Here is an 18,629-nt window from a genome sequence, read left to right as displayed (position 1 = left end):
GTTCAGCCGGCCTTGACGGTGGCGTAAGCCCAGTCGAGCCAGGGACCGAGATCCTCGATGTCCTGGGTATCGACGGTGGCACCGCACCAGATGCGAAGGCCGGCAGGGGCATCCCGGTAGCCGGCGACATCATAAGCCGCGTCCTGCTTTTCCAGCAGGCCGGCTAACTTCTTGATGAAGTCGGCGTCAGCGCCCTCGACCGTAAGGCAGACCGAGGTCTTGGACCGGCTGGCCTCGTCGATGGCAAGGTGGCCAAGCCAGTCACGCTCTTCGACGATCTTGGAAAGCGCGGCGGCATTGGCGTCGGAGCGGGCCTTCAGACCTTCCAGACCGCCAAGACCCTTGGCCCATTCCAGCGCGAAGATCGCGTCCTCGACGGCAAGCATCGAGGGAGTGTTGATCGTCTCGCCCTTGAACACGCCCTCAGCGAGCTTGCCCTTGGAAACGAGGCGGAACACCTTGGGAAGCGGCCATGCCGGGGTGTAGGTTTCCAGACGCTCGACCGCACGGGGACCCAGGATCAGAACGCCGTGGCCGCCTTCGCCGCCCAGGACCTTCTGCCAGGAGAAGGTCGCAACGTCGATCTTCGACCAGTCGATGTCATAGGCGAACACGGCCGAGGTCGAGTCGGCGAAGGTCAGGCCTTCGCGGTCGTCGGGGATGAAATCGGCGTTGGGAACGCGAACGCCCGAAGTGGTGCCGTTCCAGGTGAAGAGCACGTCGGTGCTCCAGTCCACCTGGGTCAGGTCGGGAAGCTGGCCGTAGTCGGCGCGGATCACGGTGGGATCGAGCTTGAGCTGCTTGGCAGCGTCGGTCACCCAGCCCTCGCCGAAGCTTTCCCAGGCCACGGTCGTCACGCCGCGCGCGCCGAGCATGGTCCACATGGCCATCTCGAAGGCGCCGGTGTCGGAACCGGGGACGATACCGATGCGGTGAGTGTCGGGAAGCTGCAGGACTTCGCGCATCAGATCGATGCAGTACGCAAGACGCGTCTTGCCGATCTTAGCGCGGTGCGAGCGGCCAAGTGCTTCGGTGTTCAGCTGTGCTGGGGTATATCCGGGCGGCTTGGCGCAAGGCCCGGAAGAGAAATGAGGACGTGCAGGTTTACGCGCAGGTACGGCAATAAAATCAGTCATTTCTGACTCTCCTTACAGAGAGCTCGCGCGGCGTTGGGACCGCGTGGCCCGGCGCCGCATCTAAAGAGGTGGCGGGGGAAGTCAATCGGCTTGCGGCGTCCCGCCTGTGCAAATGTGTACTATATCCGCAAATGCCCGGATGGCGGATCGGCTCGCTCCATCGCACCGGTAATCTGAGGTTAACCCGCTCGCTTCAACAAGGGCGCCATGCGCAGAGCACTGCTATTCCTGCCCCCCGTTCTGGTTGGCGTGGCCGCCCTCGCCGCCTGTGTAGAATCCCCTCGCCAGCCATCCCCGCGGCAACCCGCCCGCTCGGCCCAGCGGCCGGTGAAAGCGCCGCGCGCCGATGTGCGCCAGTGCCTGTCCATGCTGGGCGCGCAGCAGGCGGTCTTCACCCCGGTGGAGGATCGCTACTACGGTAATTCCTGCTCCACCGTGGGCACAGTGAAACTCGCCGCGCTCAATACGGATAACGCCACGGTTACCGTAACCGGCCTGGGTCCGGCGACGTGCGCGGTGGCGACGCCCTTCGCCGCATGGGCGCGCTACGGCGTGGACCGCGCGGCGCTGCAGATCCTCGGCAGCCGGGTGGTGAAGATCGAGACTTTCGGCAGCTATTCCTGCCGTAACGTGGCGGGCACCAGCCGCCGCTCGGGCCATGCAACCGCCAATGCAATCGACGTCTCCGGCTTCGTACTGGGCGATGGGCGGCATATCACCATCCTCGCCGACTGGAACGGCGGCACCCCGGCCGAACGCCGCTTCCTGCGCACCGTTCACGACAGCGCCTGCAAGCGGTTCGGCACGACGCTGGGCCCGGCCTACAACGCAGCACACGCGAATCACCTGCACCTCGAAGCCGACGGCGCCGATTTCTGCCGCTAGGCGGTATCGCCACAAGACCTGACCGGCCAGCAACGATTGCGACACGTACTAGCCATATTGGCCGAACCTTCAGTCCCTGCCCGAAGGTCCGCATGAACCGCACTGCTCCCGTCCGTTTCGCCCTCGCCGCAGCCGCACTGACTTTCACCGCCACAGCCCCGCAGATCGCCCGCGCCGAGACCAGCCATGACGAACAGGTCTGGGTGAATCTGACTGCGATGGGCTCGATCTCGGACAAGCTGGTCTATTTCGCGGAATTGCAACCACGCGTCGGCGACGGTGTATCACGGCTCGATCCGCTGCTGCTGCGCGGCGCCGTGGGGTGGAAACTCTCGCCCTCGGTCACGCTGTATCAGGGGTATGCGCATGTCATTTCGCCTGTCGACGGGGGCCGCGACATCAACGAGGAGCGCAGCTTCCAGCAGCTCAACGTTGCGCTGGGCAAGCCGCTGGGCGGCGAGCTTTCCTCACGCACGCGGCTCGAACAGCGCTGGCGTTCGGACGGCCGCGACATGGGCTGGCGCCTGCGCGAGATGCTACGCTACGAACATCCGCTGAAAGCTGGCAGCGACGCCGTGAACGCGCTTGTCTATGCCGAGGGCTTCATCGCGCTGAACGACACCGACTGGGGTGCCCGCGGCGGTTTCGACCAGCTCCGCAGCTTCGTCGGCGCGGAAGTCGGGCTGCCCGGCGCCTCCACGCTGGAACTGGGCTATCTCAACCAGACCATCGACCAGACCCGCGGCCGGGTCCGCATGAACCACGTCGCCTCGATCACCCTGTTCTACCGCCACTGACCGGCTCCTCCCCATTGCTGCGCAACGGGGAGGAAAATAACGGAGATCAGAACGGCAGGTTGTAGAGTTTGACCGCGTTGCCTTGCAGCACCTTCCTGCGGATTTCGTCACTGTAGCCGCCCAGCACGTCCTTGAGGTGCGCCTGTACGCCCGGATACAGGGAGGTGGGATGCGGGAAATCGGTTTCGAACATGACGTTGTCGACGCCGATAATTTCCAGCAGGTATTTGGGCGCGATCTTCTCGAACCAGAAAGTGCAGTAGAAGTGATCGCGGAAGTAGTCCCAGGGCTGCTTCTTGAGCACGTCGCGCTTGCTGGCGAGCATCTCGCGAAACTGGTGTTCCAGCGCTTCCACCGCAAAGGGCACCCAGCCAGCGCCGCTCTCGATCAGACCGATCTTGAGCTTGGGGTGCCGGTCGAGACGGCCCGAAACCATCCAGTTGCCCAGCGTCGCGGCATTGCCGATCGAGAACATCGTCGCCACGACCGACAGTGTCTGCTCGAACTGGAAACCTTCCCAGGTCAGCGTGTTAGGATCAATCGCCGCGTTGAGATGGAAGTTGAGCGGCATGCCGGTCGCCTCGCACATCTCGAGGAACGGCGTCCAGTAGTCGTGATTGAAGCTGGGCACGCCGACACGCTCGGGCGTATCGGGCAGCACGAAGCCGCGCAGGCCCATATCGTGGCAGCGGCGTGCTTCGGTTTCGAGGGCCTTCTGGTCCCAGAACGGGAGATGCGCCATGTTGAAAATACGCTGGCCCGAGGTTTCCTGGTACTCTGCCGAGGCGTCGTTGTAGATCTGGATGACCTGCAGCGCCAGTTCGGGATCGCCCAGGCTCATCAGCGAGCCGGCCTGCGTCACGCCCGAGTTCTGGAAACCGATCTGGGCGTAGACGCCCATGTCGTCCATCGCCTGCAGGCGCTCCTTGATCTGGTGTCCGCCGGGGTGCGCCTCTTCCAGCTTGGGGAAGGCGAGACGGCCGAGCAGCTTGTTGTTGTCGGCGCGGATGACGTTGCCGCCCAGCGTGCCGAAATCACGGTCGCCCACGAACCAGCGGTCAGTGCCGTTGATCCGCTCCACCCGCGGCATCTTCGCTTTCATGGAAGCGGTTGCACGGCTGGTAAAGAGGTCCGGTGCCTCGGTGATATGAGTGTCGGTGTCGACGATCTTGATGCCTTCGAACATCGGATCGAGGCCGCCTGACTGCGAGGCATAATCAACCTCGCGGATCACGCCGCCTTCCTTGTATCCGTCGGCGGACCAGTACTTGCGTGCGGACTGCGACAGCTCCTGCGTGTCGTCATCGGCCATTGTGATTCTCCCGAAGAATAATGCCAAACCTTATGGCACTCATTTCGCAACCGGGCCGAGACATGACAATCGCGCGGCGCAAGGCAACGCCGCGACGATGAATGGGAAAGTCTCGCTAACAACGTGCTGCTGGAGAAATCGTTTGCCTGCATCGCCGGATTATCCGGGATGGCGACATCACCTTCCGGTGATCAACCCACGATTTCCTTCACCGCCGGGTCCATCCGGTAGTTCGGCAAGCCATCGAGCGCATTGCGCAGGGCTTCGCTCCAACTGGTGGAAACAGCAGCGAAATAAGGGTCGGACGCATCGATACGGCGTTCGTGGCGGGGCGTGAAGTGATCGCGCTCGAGCACCAGCAGGTCGAGCGGCAGGCCGACCGAGAGGTTGGCCTTGAGCGTCGAATCGAACGACACCGTCATAAGTTTGATCGCGCTTTCAAAGCTCATATCGCGCTCATAGCCGCGGATCAGAATCGGGCGGCCGTATTTGGTCTCGCCAATCTGGAAGAACGGGGTGTCGAAACTGGCTTCGATGAAGTTGCCTTCGGGGTAGATCAGGAACAGGCGTGGCTCCATGCCCTTGATCTGGCCGGCGACGATCATCGAGGCGCTGAACGTGCCGGCAGCGGCTTTCTGGCCATTGTCGGTCGCGCGTTCCTCGATGATGTCCTGAAGCAAGTTGCCTACGATCGAGGCGACCTTGAACATCGTCGGCGCTTCCAGCAGCGAATTGTGCCGCTCGGACGGGGCTTTGTTGCGTTCCTCCAACTGGCTGACGACGGCCTGTGTGGTAGCGAGGTTGCCGGCGGTCATGATCGTGATGATACGCTCACCGGGAAGTTCCCAGTGATACATCTTCCGGAAGGTAGAGATGTTGTCGACGCCCGAATTGGTACGCGTGTCGCTCATCAGAACGAGCCCACGATCCAGCATCATGCCCACACAATACGTCATCGAACCATCAAACTTTCAAACTCGTTTTTTGTCTCCGCGCCTCTCCCAAGACGATATTGGGCGCGAAACGGCCTGTTAGCCGCCCTGCACCTGCCGCTGACCGCCAGAGGCGGACTGCTGCTGCTGTCCTCCTACCTTATTTTCCCCTACGGACAAATGAACATCAAGGCTGGTTTCCCCAGCACCGACGGCGATACCCGTAACCGGAGCCGCCTCTCCATAGTCGCAACCCGTGGCTACGCGGATATACCGTTCGTCCGGGCAGATCGCGTTGGAGACGTCGAAACCTACCCAGCCCAGACCGGGAACATGGGCCTCGGCCCAGCCATGGCCGGCTTCCTGCTCGTCGCGGTCGTCCATATGCAGATAGCCGCCGACGTAGCGCATCGGCACGTCGAGCATGCGGCCCGCGCTGATGAAGATATGCGCGTGATCCTGGCACACACCTTTGCCGGCGGCGAGCGCCTGTTCGGCGGTGGTATGGGCATCGGTCGTCCCGCTTACGTATTCCACCTGATCGGCAATCGCGTTGGAAAGGACGTGGAGATAGCCCAGCGTGTCCGACCGGTTCGCTTCGATCCCCGCGAGCAACTGGCGCACCTTGGGGCCGGGCCTGGTTAGCGGGGTGGGGCGCAGGAAACACCATAGCGGCATGTGCCCGGTATGCGGGCCAGTGATGCCGTTGTTGTCGATCGTGCGGATCGTACCTTCGCAGGTGACGACCACTTCGGGCACGCCCGGCACGATCGAGACGAGATCGGTGTGATTGAAATGCTGGTCGTCGTAAGCGGCCTCGGGCTTGGCGCCCGACAGGTCCATGCGCCAGTTGATCACTTCCTGCCCGTGGGTCGATTTCGGCTTCAATCGCAGGCGCTGGAGCCCATGGGTCACTTTGCCCTCGAAGACGTAGCGCGTGGTATGTTTTACAGTGAGGAGCACGATCGGCCCTCCTACTCGCTGAAACGGTAATCGGCGGCGATGGCGCTGCCGATCTCGATGGTCTTGCCGATGAAGTCCTGCAGGAACTCGTGCAGACCGCCCTCGAAGATTTCCTCGATGGTGGTCTGGTTGAGCTTGTCCCCGGCATCGCGCAGCAATTGATGTGCCGGAACCTCGTGCCCGTATTCCTTGGCGAGGCCCGCCATGTTGCTGCGGATCTTCTCATACGAGAACACCAGGCTGCGCGGAAACTGGCCGTCCAGGATCAGGAACCGCGCAATGCCGCGCGGGTCCATGGACCCTGCATTGAGCCACGAATAGGCCCGGTTGCCCGCGACCGACCGCAGCAGCGTATCCCACTGCACGTTGTCGAGGCTGGAGCCGACCCATGCAGCGGACGGCAGCAGCACGTAATACTTCACGTCGAGAATGCGCGCGGTATTGTCGGCCCGCTCGATGAAGGTGCCGATGCGGGAGAAGTTGAACACCTCGTTCCGCAACATCGTCCCTTCGAGGGCGCCGCGTACCAGCGTACCGATGCGGCGAATTTCTCGCAGCAGTTCGCCCAGGTTCGTCTCACGCACCGGCCGGGCGAGCAGGTCGCGCAGGTGCATCCAGCCTTCGTTCGTGGTTTCCCATACGGCATTGGTGATGCTGGTTCGCACCACGCGGGCATTGGTGCGCGCGTTCTCCACCATCGCCAGCACCGAGCCGGGATTGTCCCGGTCGCGCAGGAGATAGTTGAACACCTGTGAGCCGCCGAAATCGGAATGCTTCGAACAATAGTCCTCCAGCATCCCGGTAGTGGTGAGGACCGACTTCCACTCCTCGTCCTGCGACTGGCGGTTGCCCCGCGTCAGCGCGAGGTGAAAACCCACGTCGATCAGGCGCGCGGTATTTTCCGCCCGCTCGAGATAGCGGGACATCCAGAATACGCCGCTTGCTCCACGTCCCAGCATCAGACTGCCCCCCTCACTCGTCCAGCACCCAGCTGTCCTTGGTGCCTCCGCCTTGCGAGGAGTTGACCACGAGGGATCCTTTCTTGAGCGCCACGCGGGTCAGGCCGCCGGGCGTTATGTCGATGCCGTCGGGCGAAACCAGCACGAAGGGCCGGAGGTCCAGGTGCCGGGGCGCGAGGCCTTCCTTGGTGAAGATCGGGCAGGTCGACAGCGAAAGCGTGGGCTGCGCGATATAGTTCGACGGCTTGGCTCGCAGCTTCTGCTCGAAATCGGCGATCTCCTTTTTCGAGGAAGTCGGCCCGATCAGCATCCCGTAACCGCCCGATCCGTGCACTTCCTTGACGACCAGGTCAGCCAGATTGTCGAGCACGTAGCCCAGCGAATCGGCTTCCGAGCAGCGCCACGTCGGCACGTTCTGCAGGATCGGTTTCTCGCCAGTGTAGAATTCGACGATCTCGGGCATGTAGCTGTAGATCGCCTTGTCGTCAGCGATACCCGTACCGGGCGCATTGGCGATGGTTACACCGCCCGAACGGTAGACATCGAAGATACCCGCCACCCCCAATTGCGAGTTGGGATTGAAGCTGAGCGGGTCGAGATAGTCATCGTCCACGCGGCGGTAGATGACGTCGATCGCCTTGTAACCGGTCGTGGTGCGCATGCACACGCGCCCGTCGACGACGCGCAGGTCGTTCCCTTCCACCAGTTCCGCGCCCATCTGGTCGGCCAGGAAGGCGTGTTCGAAATAGGCAGAGTTGAAGATGCCCGGCGTCAGCACCGCCACCACGGGCCGCTTGCCGCCTTTATAAGCAGGCGGGGCGCAGGCGCGCAGGCTGCGGGCAAGGCGGCGCGGATAGTCCGAAACCGGACGCACCGGAATCTTGGTGAACAGTTCCGGGAACATCGCCATCATCGTTTCGCGGTTCTCGAGCATGTACGAGACGCCGGAGGGGGTGCGGGCGTTGTCTTCCAGCACCATGAAATCGTCTGGCCCGGTTCGCACCAGGTCGATGCCGACGACGTGGGTATAGACGCCGCCCGGCGGCGTGAAGCCTATCATCTGCGAGAGGAAGGCCTCGTTGTTGCGAAGCGCCTCGATCGGCAGGCGGCCGGAACGGATGATTTCCTGCCGGTGGTAAAGGTCCTGGAGGAAAGCGTTAAGCGCCCTCACCCGCTGTTCGATACCGCGCGTCAACTTGCGCCATTCGCGCGCGGTGATGATCCGGGGGATCATGTCGAAAGGAATGAGCCGCTCTTCAGCGGCATCGTCGCCGTATACGTTGAAGGTGATACCGATGCGGCGGAAGAACCGTTCCGCTTCGGCATCCTGCCTTCTCAGCCAGCCCTTGTCCTGATTATCGAACCACTGGCGATATTCGGCATAAGCAGGACGAACAGAGCCGTCCGCATTGAGCATCTCGTCGAAATTCGTACCGCTCTCAGCCGACATTTTGACTCCCTGTTACACAAGTGATGCAACAGGAATCGGGACTTGCCAAGCACTCTCGCTGCATGTGCGAAGAAAATTTAACGCTGACGACAAACGCCGCAAATCAGACCGTTTTGATCATTAATTATCGGGCAACGACGACGCCTCACCCGAGCAGACCCCTTGCCGAAAGATCCGAGCGCAGCGTGCTGGCATCGCGGAAGTGATGGACCTGCCACCCCAACGCGCGTGCACCGTCGATGTTGGCGGCGCTGTCGTCGATGAACAGCATCGACTTCGGCACATGGCCGAATCGGCGGGCAGCAAGGTCAAAAATGCGCGCATCCGGCTTGGCGATCTTCTCGTCACCGGAAACGACGATATCGCCGAACAGGTCGAACAAGGGCTCGCCCGCGCGGTAGTCACGCCAGAATACGCTTGCGAAATTGGTTATGGCGAACAGCGGCACGGACCGCGCGGCCAGTTCGCGCACGATCTCGTGACTGCCGGGAACATTGCCGGGGATCGTCTCACCGAAGCGCGTGGCGTAAGCGTCGAGCAGATCGTCGTGGCCGGGAAACTCGGCCTTGCGGGCTGCGACCATCTCGCAAAGGTCGCGCCCGGCATCGTGCTCGAAGTGCCATGCCTCGGTGACGACGTTCGCCATGAACCAGTCGAGCCGCGCAGGCTCGGCGATCAGCCGCGCGAAAAGGCGGCGCATGTCCCACTGGACCAGCACCCGCCCAACGTCGAAGACGACCGCCTCGACCGGAGAAAATAGATCAACGACAGACATGACAAGACCCCCGCGGATGGCAGGGGCCTCATGCATTCGACGCGAAACCATCCGCCTTGTTCACCCGCCGGTAGAGGCGGGCTTCAGGCGAAAGGAATCAGCCCTGGCGGGCTTTGAAGCGGCGATTGGTCTTGTTGATGACGTACGTACGGCCGCGGCGACGGATCACGCGGTTGTCACGGTGGCGGCCCTTGAGCGACTTGAGGCTGTTGCGAATCTTCATGGTCTATCTCGTCCGTGTCGTGTCTGGGCGGTTACCGACCGCCGGAAATTCGAAGTGGCGCCGTTAGTGGTAGCAGAGCGCGAAGTCAAGCAGGCTGCTCGATTCGAAGGCCGTTGCAGTTGATTTCACAAGGCCTATCTACACTGTTCATCTACGGGCAACTTGCGGCGCGCATAACAGGTTCACGGGCGCGACCCCACCGAATTCGGACAAAAACGATACCCATCATGAAAAAGCTCGAAGGCGCGGCGATTGCCGCAGGCATGGCCGCCATGCTCCTCGCCTCTTCCACCGCTCAAGCGCAGTGGGGGCCGGGGTATGGGCGCGGATGGGGCGGCGGATATCGCGGTTCCGGATGGGGCAGTTCGTTCGATTCGCCCCGCGTCAACAATTCGCGATCCAAAGATTCGCGTGAAGGGCGTGTCGAAGTCAGCCGTTTCGTCAGCAGCGACCCCGCCGCCGCCGCCGAACTGGGCAAAGGTCCTGTCTCGGTCGAATCCGAATCGGGCGATGGTCCCTGGGTCGAGGCGAGCATGCGCCGCACTTTCGAAGCGGCGATCGTGGATGCCCTCGTGGGCGCCGGCTACGACACGCTTCATCCCGACGTGCCGCAGCCGCAGATCACCAAGCTGAAGATTTCGCGTCAGGTCCTGGCCCCGGGCGAAGAAAAGCGCAGCCCCGTCAGCGGCACTGCCGCGATTGAAACCGGCACTTACGGCACCGGCTATGGCCTTGGCATCAACGTCGACCTGACCAAGCCGCGCTCTGCCTTGGTTTCCACCCGGCTCGATGCGCGAATCGTCGAGAAGGACAGCGGCAAGGTGCTGTGGGAAGGCTATGCCACGATCGCCACCCGCGAAGGCGACGACAAGTGGAGCAACGGGATGATCGCCACCAAGCTGGCCGGCGCCTTGTTCGACAACTTCCCCAAGGCCGACGCGATCGCCCCTGCCCGCGAAGGTTGATGCGGGAACCGGCGGGCCTGCCCTGCACTTTCACTACATATAATGCAGCAGGCAAATTTTGCCGGCAACAAGGCTGGAGAGAACAGATGGCCATGATCGAGCGCAGGTTTACCGCGCGGCTGCGTGATGCGCGCCTTGGCGCTGCCCTGGCCCTTGCAGCCAGCCTTGCTCTGTCAGCCTGCGTTGCGCCCGTGGGGCCCGTGGAAGTTACGCGCTTTCATGCCCCCGACACCACGCGCCTTGGCCGGGGCACGATTCGCGTGGAACCCGCCCCCGGTCAGGCCGATACGCTCGAATTCCGCACATATGCGGCTTCGGTCACGCGGGAATTGACGCGTCTAGGGTATAGCGAGGCGCTCCCCGGCGCCGCGCCCGGCCAACAGGTCGCCCTGCTCACGCTGGAGCGCCAGACCTTCAAGCCGCAGCGTGGCCGCAACCCGGTTTCGGTCGGCGTGGGAGGAGGCACGGGCGGATATGGCTCGGGCGTCGGCATGGGCATCGGCATCGACCTTTCCGGCCCGCCCAAGGACCAGGTGGGAACCCGCGTTTTCGTTGCCATTCGCGACCGGGCGGCACCCGATACCGCGACGGCCTTGTGGGAAGGACGGGCGATGTTCACCGTGCGCAGCGATTCGCCGCTGGCGCAGGCACCGCTCGGTTCGGCGAAATTGGCCGAAGCGTTGTTCAAGGGGTTTCCGGGGCAGTCCGGCGAAACTATTCAGGTAAAATGACCGACATTCAAATCACCGCGTCCTTTGACGCCGGCAACATCGAAGTCCTCTCCATCGACTGCACCGAAGCACGGCTGGCGATCCGCAAGGACCACGAATCGGACTTCTTCCAGTGGTTTCATTTCCGCGTCAGCGGCGCGGCCGGGCGCGAACTGACCCTGCGAATCACCGGACTGGGCGCCTCCGCCTATCCGGGAGGCTGGCCGAATTACGACGCCTGCGTTTCCGAAGACCGTGAATTCTGGGGCCGCGCCGCCAGCGAGTGGGATGCAAGCCTCGATGGCGGCACCCTCACCATCCGCTACCAGCCCGAAGGCGAACTCGCCTGGTTCGCTTATTTCGCGCCCTATTCGATGGAGCGCCACCACGACCTCGTCGCGCACATCGCCGGGGCCGACGGTGTCGCTCACCGTTCGCTGGGGCTCACCCTCGACGGCCAGCCGATCGACTGCCTCGAAACCGGCACCGGCCCGGTCCAGGTCTGGCTCTATGCCCGCCAGCATCCGGGCGAATCGATGGCGGAATGGTGGATGGAAGGCGCGCTGGACCTGCTGGCCGACCTTTCCGATTCGGTCGCACGCGAACTACGCAGGCGCTGCTCCTTCCACATCGTCCCCAACGCCAACCCGGACGGCTCGCGCCGGGGGCACCTGCGCACCAATGCGGCGGGCGTGAACCTCAACCGCGAATGGGACAATCCCACGGCCGAAAAATCGCCCGAAGTGCTCGCCATTCGCGACGCGATGGATGCTACCGGCGTCGACTTCGCGATGGACGTCCACGGCGACGAGGCAATCTCCGCCGTGTTCCTCGCCGGGTTCGAGGGCATCCCCTCACTCAAGGACGAACAGCAGGCTGGCTACACCAGTTATGCGAACCTGCTGGAGCGGCGCACGCCCGATTTCCAGACCAAGCTCGGCTATCCGCTGACGCGCCCCGGCAAGGGCAACCTGACGATGTCGACCAACCAGTTGGCTGAGCGCTTCGGTGCGGTGTCGATGACGCTGGAAATGCCCTTCAAGGACCACGATCCCGCCGCTGACAAGCGTCAGGGTTGGAGCCCGGAACGGTCGGCGCAGCTTGGCCGCGACTGCCTCGGCGCGCTGCTCGAATGGTTGGTCGAACGCGAAGTCTGATCGGCTATGCCCTCCCCCGGCTGGGGGAGGGCAGCATCGGTTCGCTATTTCAAATCGCCGCCCACTGGCGCTTCGCCTCACGCACCGCGAGGTTTTCGTCGTGCGTCCATTCCGGCGTCACCGAGCCGGCAGGCGAGAGGCCCAGCACAGACTGGATGAGCATCCAGCCCTGCGCCCAGTCGCCGCGCGTATCGTCGCAGACGGGACATGAGCCCCAGTCCTTCGCCAGCCGCATGAGCGAGCGCTGGTGCACTGCCGAGCCCTCCAGATCGCTGACGAGGAACGAGGTGAACGGCAGGGGCTGCCTTGGGCAGGCACCGAAACGGCCCAGGCGCGGATCTGCTCCGGGCAGATCGACATTCGGCGGGTTGACGATCACCGCGCCCAGCACGGGATTGTCCTGCTCCAGTGCTTCGAATTCGACCCACCACGACAGCGCCAGCGCAGCGATATCGTCGGTGACGATCACCACTGGTCGGTCGGCGCGGCGGACCGCGAGGTTCAGCTTGTTGACCCAGGTATTGCGATGCGGCTCGTCCCAAAGGCCAAGCTCGACTACGCGGCAATGCTCACTCAAGCGGGTCCAGCGGTTCATCCAGTGGCCTGCCGCCAGCGGCGTGCCGGGAACCAGGAGGATGAGCGGCGTATGCTCCTGCGCATTGGGATAACGGAAGTTTGCCATGGGAATCTCCAGTTCAGGTGGGGGTTCCGCCGGTCGACCCTGATTGCGTCCCGACTGCGCTCCTTTTATCTCAACTAAAATAATAGACAATACGCTTGCGTTGATCCGCCCGCTCAATGCGCCGCCCCGATCTGACGGTCATCGGCTTTGGCCATGCAGAAACTGGCCGCCGCCCCCGCCCGGACGGGGACGACGCGGCTTTGCGCGGGCGATTTCTTCGAGTATTGCCTAAAGCAGGTTCGCGGGCCCGAAGGCGTGTGGGAGCAGCTGTGATAGGCGCAGTTCCAGCACCCCTTCCGCCCCGTCGCACCAGATCACCGGATCGGTGGAGCCCACTTGCGCGATTTCGTTGAGGACCTGGCGGCAGCGCCCGCAAGGCGTGACGCGGGCACCCTGCCCGGCCTCTCCGGGCGCGCCGCCGGTCACCGCCACGGCTTGCAGAGCAAGGCGCGTCCCCGACAGGATCTTGGCCACGGCGACCGTCTCGGCGCAAAGCGACAGGCCGTAACTGGCGTTCTCCACATTGGCGCCGGTGACGACCGAGCCGTCCTCCATCAGCAGCGCAGCGCCAACATGAAAGCGTGAATAGGGCGCATAAGCGGCGGAGGCCGCCTCGCGGGCAGCGGTAATCAACGCGTCGCGGGCGCTGTCGGAAAAGCTGGGAGTATCGTTCATTCCTGCACCACTACCCAGCGCAGGCCGCCTTGCGCAATCTCGTTGGCGAGATCGCCGTTGGCAGTCCACATCGTCCAGGGCCTGCCGCCGTAGCTCGGGGTGAAGCGATCGCGCACCAGCCACAGGTTGCGGTCCAGCTTGTGGGCGATGGTATAGCGCGACTGAAATGCGGACGTGACCTTGAGGATCACCGGCTTGCCGGTATGCGTCTCCACCTGATTGAGGAACGTCATCAGCTCACTCTCGACCCGGGCATCGCTGACTTTCATAGGGCAGCCGTCGGCCAGCATGTCGAGTTCTACCGCAGGCGGCAGCAGCTTGGCGTCGCGCGGCACCGTGGTGACGAAATTCGCCGCCTGGCTGCCGGCCGGCTGGCACGGGTCGTAGCGGTGGAGCGCGCCTACCTGCATTCCTGCACTGCGCGCGGCCTCGAAATTGTCGACGAAACGCGGGTCGCGCGCAAAGGCGCTGGCGCTGGCGTCGATATAGGCGAAGTCGGCGCCGATCGCTTTCAGGGACTTCCAGTTGATTTCGCCGTCGTCGGTGCCAACTTCCACACCCTGCACGGCATAGTTCGCGCGCTCGGGCGTCCAGTGGCGCAGGTGCCACCAGCCCCAGGCACCGCCGACGATGCCCGCAAGCAGCAATGCCCCCAACGCACGAAGGCGCCAGTTGCCACTGATCCCGCCGACCTTGCCACCCTTTCGCGCACCGCGAACTGCCACGTATTTTATTCCTCAGCCGCGGATGTGCAGGACGCAGATCAGCGTGAACAGGCGCCGCGCGGTCGGGTGGTCGGTCTCGATCTTGCCCTCCAGGCGTTCCAGCAGCATTTCGGCGGCCTCGTTGTGGACACCGCGCCGGGCCATGTCGATTGTTTCGATCTCCTGCGCGGTCGCCTTGCGAATCGCCTGGTAGTAGCTTTCGCAGATCGCGAAATACTCGCGGATCGGACGGCGGAACCGAGCCAGACCCAGCACCAGCGTTTCCAGCACCTCGCCGTCCTCGCCCGCGATTTCCAGCGACAAGCGGCCATCGCGCACCGAAAGGCGCACACGGTAAGGCCCTTCGTTCCCCGCCGCGCAGGAGCGTAGCGGATTGAACACGTTATCCTCGATCAGATCGAAGATGGCGATGCGCCGTTCCTGTTCGATGTCCGCGTTGCGCCACAGGATGGTCGCATCGTCGAGCTCGATGTGAGAGATGCGCGGGTCCGCCATGATCGCAGTGCCTTTACGCGGTTGCGGCATAGCCCGGCAAGTGGCCTTTGGAGGGACCACTGCCCTCCCGGCATCCACAAGCTGTGGATTAATATCCCGTACTGCCCCGCTTGAAGGACTCAGCCGCCGAGAGCATTGTGCGCCGCTTATGGCCCAGCAAGATCTCCTCATCCGCGCCGACGACGGCGCCCAGAATTCTGGCGTGCGCACTCTGCCCGCCAACGTCGAGGCCGAGGCCGCGTTTTTGGGCGCCGTCCTCATCGACAACCGGGTGATCGAGGAACTGACGACCCCGCTCACCCCGCCGCATTTCTTCGAGCCGGTCCACGCCCGCCTCTACGAGCGGATTCTTCAGTTGCTCGACCGCAAGGCCGTGGTCACCGGCGTCACCCTGCGCCCCTATTTCGAGGCGGACGAAGGACTGAAGGCGCTGGGCGGCGTCTCCTACCTCGCGCGGCTGACCGGCGACGGCCAAGGCCTGCTCGCCCCGCGTGAACTGGCGAACCAGATCTACGATCTTGCGCTGCTGCGCGAACTGATCTCGGTGGGCCGCAACCTCGTCGAAAGCGCGATGGACACCTCCGAATCGGTAGAACCGATGGAGCAGATCGAACAGGCCGAATCGGCGCTGTACAAAGTGGCCGAAGGCGCCGCGACGCAAAGCGAAGCGCAAAGCTTCGGTGTCGCCACACGCACCGCGATCATGTCGATCGAGAAGGCGTTCAATTCGGGCGGCCACATCTCGGGCAAGACCACCGGCCTCACCTCGGTCAACCAGAAGATCGGTGGCCTTCACGATTCCGACCTTATCATCCTTGCCGGCCGTCCGGGCATGGGCAAGACCTCGCTGGTCACCAACATCGCCTTCAACACGGCCCAACGCTACGTCGACGACACCGTGCGCGACGGCATGCCGCACGAAAAGTCGGTCGGCGCGCCGGTGGCCTTCTTCAGCCTCGAAATGAGCGCGGATCAGCTGGCCACGCGTATCCTTGCCGAGCAGTCGAACATCAGTTCCGAAGCGCTGCGCATGGGCAAGATCAGCCGCGAGGACTTCCAGCAGCTGTCCTTCGCCAGCCAGCGCCTGGCCGAACTGCCGCTGTTCATCGACGATACGCCGGGCCTGACGATCGCGGGCCTGCGCACCCGTGCGCGCCGCCTCAAGCGCCGCCACAACATCGGCCTTGTCGTGATCGACTACCTGCAGCTTTTGTCCGGCTCCGGCCGCGCGAGCGACAACCGCGTGAACGAAATCTCGGAAATTTCGCGTGGTCTCAAGACCCTGGCCAAGGAACTCCACGTTCCGGTGATCGCACTTTCACAGCTTTCCCGTGCGGTGGAACAGCGCGACGACAAGCGCCCGATGCTTTCCGACCTTCGCGAATCAGGCTCGATCGAGCAGGATGCCGACATGGTCTGGTTCGTCTACCGCGAGGACTACTACGTGAAGGCGACCGAGCCGAAGTATCCCAGCGATACCGACGGCCCCGACGTCAAGGACAAGTGGGAAACCTGGCGCCAGAAGATGGAGGAGGTCACCGGCCTTTCCGAATTGCTGATCGCCAAGCAGCGCCACGGCGCCACCGGCAAGGTCCGCCTGCGCTTCGAGGCGCGCATCACCAAGTTCTCCGACCTCGCACCCGACGACATGCGCGCCGCGTTCGAAAGCGACTGAGCAGGGACGGGCGAAAGTGGAACGCGCGATGGGTTACGGTATACTTGGCATTGCCATCATCGCCGAGGTGATTGGCACCTCGTTCATGAAGCAGTCGGAAGGTTTCACCAGACCGATCCCGAGCCTTGTCACCGGCGCGGCGTACCTCATCGCGTTCTACTGCCTTTCGCTGACATTGAAGACGATCCCCACCGGCATCGCCTATGCCATCTGGTCCGGCACCGGCATTGTGCTGATCTCGGCTGCGGCATGGGCATTTCAGGGCCAGAAGCTGGATGTGCCGGCAATGGCCGGCATGGCGCTGATTATAGCCGGGGTGCTGGTGATGAACGTATTTTCCAACTCGGCGGCTCACTGAGCCTGCGCTTTTTGAGCGCCCCGCCTTACGGGCAAATAGCCCGCACCATGTAGGTCGAGCCGCCGCCATAGCTTTCCAGCTTGCGGGTGATCGCCGCATCGCCAGTGACCGGCTCGAAACCCATGCCGCGCCAGAACGCGACGGAATCGTTGACCGAAACCAGCGCCAGTTTGGCGCCTCCCATCTCGGCCAGCACCCCAGAAAGTTGATCAACGACCGGCCGGGCATGGCCTTGGCCGCGCACCTGGGGATGCAGCGCCAGATCGTGCAGGTAGAACGTGTCCCGCTCTTCCGGCAGCGCGCCAAGCAAGCTGTTGAGCGGCGGGATCGCGCCAAGCGGCCAGGGATAGGCGATCAGATAGCCGCTCACCGCTTGGTCCGAAGCGAGCGCGAAGCAGCCTTTCGGGAACAGCTTCAGGCGTTCCTCGAAGCAGGCGCGCGCCTCGAAGTGATCGGGGAAGCAGGCCGCAGCAACCATGACCACGCCGTCGATGTCCGCCGCGCGCATCGGGCGCCATGTGAAGACGCTCACAGCGCGCTCCGCCATGCACCAAGCCGCACCGCCGCCTCGTCCAGAACCGGGGCCGGTTTGGTGAAGCACAGGCGCACGATGTGGCTGGGCGCAGCGTCACCGGCGTAAAGCGCGCCGACCGGCACCGTCGCCACGCCCGCTTCCACCACTGCGCGCTCACTGAATTCGCGGTCGGTCAGCGCTATGCCGGAAGCGGTGAGGTCTATGCACAGGAACCACGTGGCGGCGTTGGGAAGGACGACGAACCCGGCCTCCTCCAACCCGGCCTTGAGCCGCGCGCGGGCGGCGGCCCAGCCTTTGCGCTGCTGCTCCAGCAAGTCGCCGGAAAGGCCAAGTCCGTCCGCCACTGCCCACTGCAAGGGTACGGCAGTGGCGTAAGTAAGGAACTGATGGGCATGGGCTATTGCAGCAGCAAGGTCGCCAGCGGCGATCATCCAGCCGATCTTCCAGCCGGTAAGCCCGAATATCTTGCCCGCCGAGCCGATCTTCACCGCCCGCTCCGCCATGCCGGGAAAGCTCATCAGCGAGCGGTGGGGAATATCGTCGAAGCGCACGTCCTCCCACACCTCGTCGCAGATCGCGACAAGGTCGTGCTGCGCGCAGACGCGGGCGAGCATCGCCAGTTCGGCATGGCTGGCCACGGTGCCGGCCGGATTGAGCGGATCGTTAAGGATCACCACGCGGGTGAGCGGCGTGATTGCTGCGCCGAGCGCCGCCTCCTCATACCGAAAATGCGGCGGCGCCAGGGGAACGGAAACCGCAACGCCGCCTGCCCGGCGCACCATCGGCGCATAGGCATCGTATGCCGGTTGAAACAGGATAACCTCGTCGCCCGGCTTCACCAAGGCCAGCAAGGCGGCCGCGATCGCCTCTGTCGCGCCCGAGGTCACGGTCACCTGATCGACCGTCAGCGCCAGGTCCTGCCGCTTTTGATAATAGCCGCAAATCGCCTCGCGCAGTTCCATCAGCCCGGCGCCGGGCGGGTACTGGTTCGATTTTTCGCGCAAGGCCCGCGCCGCCGCTTCCAGCAGAGGCTCGATCACGGGACCATCGGGAAAGCCCTGCCCCAGATTGATCGCGACATGCTCGCGCGCCAGCGCCGACATGCGGTCGAACACGGTGCGCTCCATCTCGGCGTATACCGGGTGGATGCGGTTGATGGTCTTCATCGTGGGGGCGGCTCCGGTGGCGCGTATGCGTAAAGCCATATCCGGCCGAACGCC

At 63.7% G+C, this 18,629-nt stretch carries 21 protein-coding genes; 7 read left to right on the top strand and 14 right to left on the bottom strand.

The annotated features are described in order from the left end of the window. Positions 1-2: 2 nt before the first annotated feature. Positions 3-1,136, bottom strand: a complete 1,134-nt coding sequence (locus TQ38_RS05995) for a phosphoserine transaminase (RefSeq protein WP_043976396.1) — start codon at positions 1,134-1,136, stop codon at positions 3-5. A 207-nt stretch (positions 1,137-1,343) separates the two neighbouring features. On the opposite strand from TQ38_RS05995, the gene TQ38_RS05990 reads away from it, so the two are divergent. Together TQ38_RS05990 and TQ38_RS05985 are read left to right on the top strand one after the other, a co-directional pair. Further along, complete coding sequence (locus TQ38_RS05990) at positions 1,344-2,021, top strand: extensin family protein (RefSeq protein WP_043976397.1); 678 nt, start codon at positions 1,344-1,346, stop codon at positions 2,019-2,021. A 92-nt stretch (positions 2,022-2,113) separates the two neighbouring features. Continuing rightward, entirely contained in the window at positions 2,114-2,818 is a 705-nt protein-coding gene (locus tag TQ38_RS05985; RefSeq protein WP_043976399.1) for a DUF2490 domain-containing protein, read from the top strand. Positions 2,819-2,864: 46 nt separating this feature from the next. Here TQ38_RS05985 and TQ38_RS05980 read toward each other — a convergent pair whose 3' ends face one another. The 7 genes from TQ38_RS05980 to ykgO form a co-directional block, all read right to left on the bottom strand. Continuing rightward, complete coding sequence (locus tag TQ38_RS05980; protein ID WP_043976401.1) at positions 2,865-4,130, bottom strand: amidohydrolase family protein; 1,266 nt, start codon at positions 4,128-4,130, stop codon at positions 2,865-2,867. Between the two features lie 191 nt (positions 4,131-4,321). Beyond that, on the bottom strand, positions 4,322-5,086 hold the full coding sequence (locus tag TQ38_RS05975; RefSeq protein WP_043976403.1) for a proteasome-type protease: 765 nt from the start codon (positions 5,084-5,086) through the stop codon (positions 4,322-4,324). 75 nt (positions 5,087-5,161) lie between these two features. Continuing rightward, positions 5,162-6,025, bottom strand: a complete 864-nt coding sequence (locus TQ38_RS05970; protein WP_043976404.1) for a transglutaminase family protein — start codon at positions 6,023-6,025, stop codon at positions 5,162-5,164. Between the two features lie 11 nt (positions 6,026-6,036). Further along, complete coding sequence (locus TQ38_RS05965) at positions 6,037-6,984, bottom strand: alpha-E domain-containing protein (RefSeq protein ID WP_043976406.1); 948 nt, start codon at positions 6,982-6,984, stop codon at positions 6,037-6,039. A gap of 13 nt (positions 6,985-6,997) precedes the next feature. Beyond that, positions 6,998-8,434 carry a circularly permuted type 2 ATP-grasp protein gene (locus TQ38_RS05960; protein WP_043976408.1) on the bottom strand — a complete coding sequence of 479 codons (1,437 nt, stop codon included), beginning with the start codon at positions 8,432-8,434 and terminating at the stop codon, positions 6,998-7,000. 145 nt (positions 8,435-8,579) lie between these two features. Next, positions 8,580-9,209 (bottom strand): HAD family phosphatase, encoded by a 630-nt coding sequence (locus TQ38_RS05955; protein WP_043976471.1) that lies wholly within the window; start codon positions 9,207-9,209, stop codon positions 8,580-8,582. A gap of 97 nt (positions 9,210-9,306) precedes the next feature. Next, the gene (gene ykgO / locus TQ38_RS05950; protein ID WP_004210176.1) at positions 9,307-9,432 is read right to left on the bottom strand and encodes a type B 50S ribosomal protein L36; all 126 of its coding nucleotides are present in this window, start codon (positions 9,430-9,432) and stop codon (positions 9,307-9,309) included. Positions 9,433-9,659: 227 nt separating this feature from the next. On the opposite strand from ykgO, the gene TQ38_RS05945 reads away from it, so the two are divergent. The 3 genes from TQ38_RS05945 to TQ38_RS05935 all read left to right on the top strand — a co-directional run bounded on the left by TQ38_RS05945 (position 9,660) and on the right by TQ38_RS05935 (position 12,264). After that, positions 9,660-10,397 carry a hypothetical protein gene (locus TQ38_RS05945; RefSeq protein WP_113941889.1) on the top strand — a complete coding sequence of 246 codons (738 nt, stop codon included), beginning with the start codon at positions 9,660-9,662 and terminating at the stop codon, positions 10,395-10,397. A gap of 92 nt (positions 10,398-10,489) precedes the next feature. After that, positions 10,490-11,128 carry a hypothetical protein gene (locus tag TQ38_RS05940; protein ID WP_043976472.1) on the top strand — a complete coding sequence of 213 codons (639 nt, stop codon included), beginning with the start codon at positions 10,490-10,492 and terminating at the stop codon, positions 11,126-11,128. Continuing rightward, positions 11,125-12,264 carry a M14-type cytosolic carboxypeptidase gene (locus TQ38_RS05935; protein ID WP_043976416.1) on the top strand — a complete coding sequence of 380 codons (1,140 nt, stop codon included), beginning with the start codon at positions 11,125-11,127 and terminating at the stop codon, positions 12,262-12,264. The genes TQ38_RS05940 and TQ38_RS05935 overlap by 4 nt, the downstream gene beginning before the upstream one ends. A 49-nt stretch (positions 12,265-12,313) precedes the next feature. Here the strand turns inward: TQ38_RS05935 and TQ38_RS05930 are convergent, their stop codons facing one another. The 4 genes from TQ38_RS05930 to TQ38_RS05915 all read right to left on the bottom strand — a co-directional run bounded on the left by TQ38_RS05930 (position 12,314) and on the right by TQ38_RS05915 (position 14,841). Beyond that, positions 12,314-12,946 (bottom strand): alpha/beta hydrolase, encoded by a 633-nt coding sequence (locus TQ38_RS05930; protein WP_052505791.1) that lies wholly within the window; start codon positions 12,944-12,946, stop codon positions 12,314-12,316. 228 nt (positions 12,947-13,174) lie between these two features. Next, a complete protein-coding gene (locus TQ38_RS05925) occupies positions 13,175-13,621 on the bottom strand; it encodes a cytidine deaminase (protein ID WP_043976418.1) in 447 nt (148 codons plus the stop codon). Then, the gene (locus TQ38_RS05920) at positions 13,618-14,346 is read right to left on the bottom strand and encodes a glycoside hydrolase family 25 protein (protein ID WP_240197974.1); all 729 of its coding nucleotides are present in this window, start codon (positions 14,344-14,346) and stop codon (positions 13,618-13,620) included. The genes TQ38_RS05925 and TQ38_RS05920 overlap by 4 nt, the downstream gene beginning before the upstream one ends. A 12-nt stretch (positions 14,347-14,358) precedes the next feature. Next, the gene (locus TQ38_RS05915; protein WP_043976478.1) at positions 14,359-14,841 is read right to left on the bottom strand and encodes a UPF0262 family protein; all 483 of its coding nucleotides are present in this window, start codon (positions 14,839-14,841) and stop codon (positions 14,359-14,361) included. Positions 14,842-14,989: 148 nt separating this feature from the next. On the opposite strand from TQ38_RS05915, the gene TQ38_RS05910 reads away from it, so the two are divergent. Together TQ38_RS05910 and TQ38_RS05905 are read left to right on the top strand one after the other, a co-directional pair. After that, the gene (locus tag TQ38_RS05910; protein ID WP_043976420.1) at positions 14,990-16,516 is read left to right on the top strand and encodes a replicative DNA helicase; all 1,527 of its coding nucleotides are present in this window, start codon (positions 14,990-14,992) and stop codon (positions 16,514-16,516) included. A 28-nt stretch (positions 16,517-16,544) separates the two neighbouring features. Continuing rightward, positions 16,545-16,874, top strand: coding sequence for an SMR family transporter (locus TQ38_RS05905; RefSeq protein ID WP_043976421.1), 330 nt, complete (start codon positions 16,545-16,547; stop codon positions 16,872-16,874). 25 nt (positions 16,875-16,899) lie between these two features. Here the strand turns inward: TQ38_RS05905 and TQ38_RS05900 are convergent, their stop codons facing one another. Both TQ38_RS05900 and TQ38_RS05895 read right to left on the bottom strand, forming a co-directional pair. Beyond that, positions 16,900-17,406 (bottom strand): GNAT family N-acetyltransferase, encoded by a 507-nt coding sequence (locus TQ38_RS05900; protein ID WP_240197973.1) that lies wholly within the window; start codon positions 17,404-17,406, stop codon positions 16,900-16,902. Continuing rightward, positions 17,403-18,575 (bottom strand): aminotransferase, encoded by a 1,173-nt coding sequence (locus TQ38_RS05895; RefSeq protein ID WP_043976424.1) that lies wholly within the window; start codon positions 18,573-18,575, stop codon positions 17,403-17,405. The genes TQ38_RS05900 and TQ38_RS05895 overlap by 4 nt, the downstream gene beginning before the upstream one ends. Positions 18,576-18,629: the final 54 nt, after the last annotated feature.

Origin of the sequence: Novosphingobium sp. P6W (genome assembly GCF_000876675.2) — a bacterium.
Classification (GTDB): domain Bacteria; phylum Pseudomonadota; class Alphaproteobacteria; order Sphingomonadales; family Sphingomonadaceae; genus Novosphingobium.
Note: the sequence above shows the minus strand (reverse complement) of the source record. Positions and strands in the feature narration are given on the sequence as shown.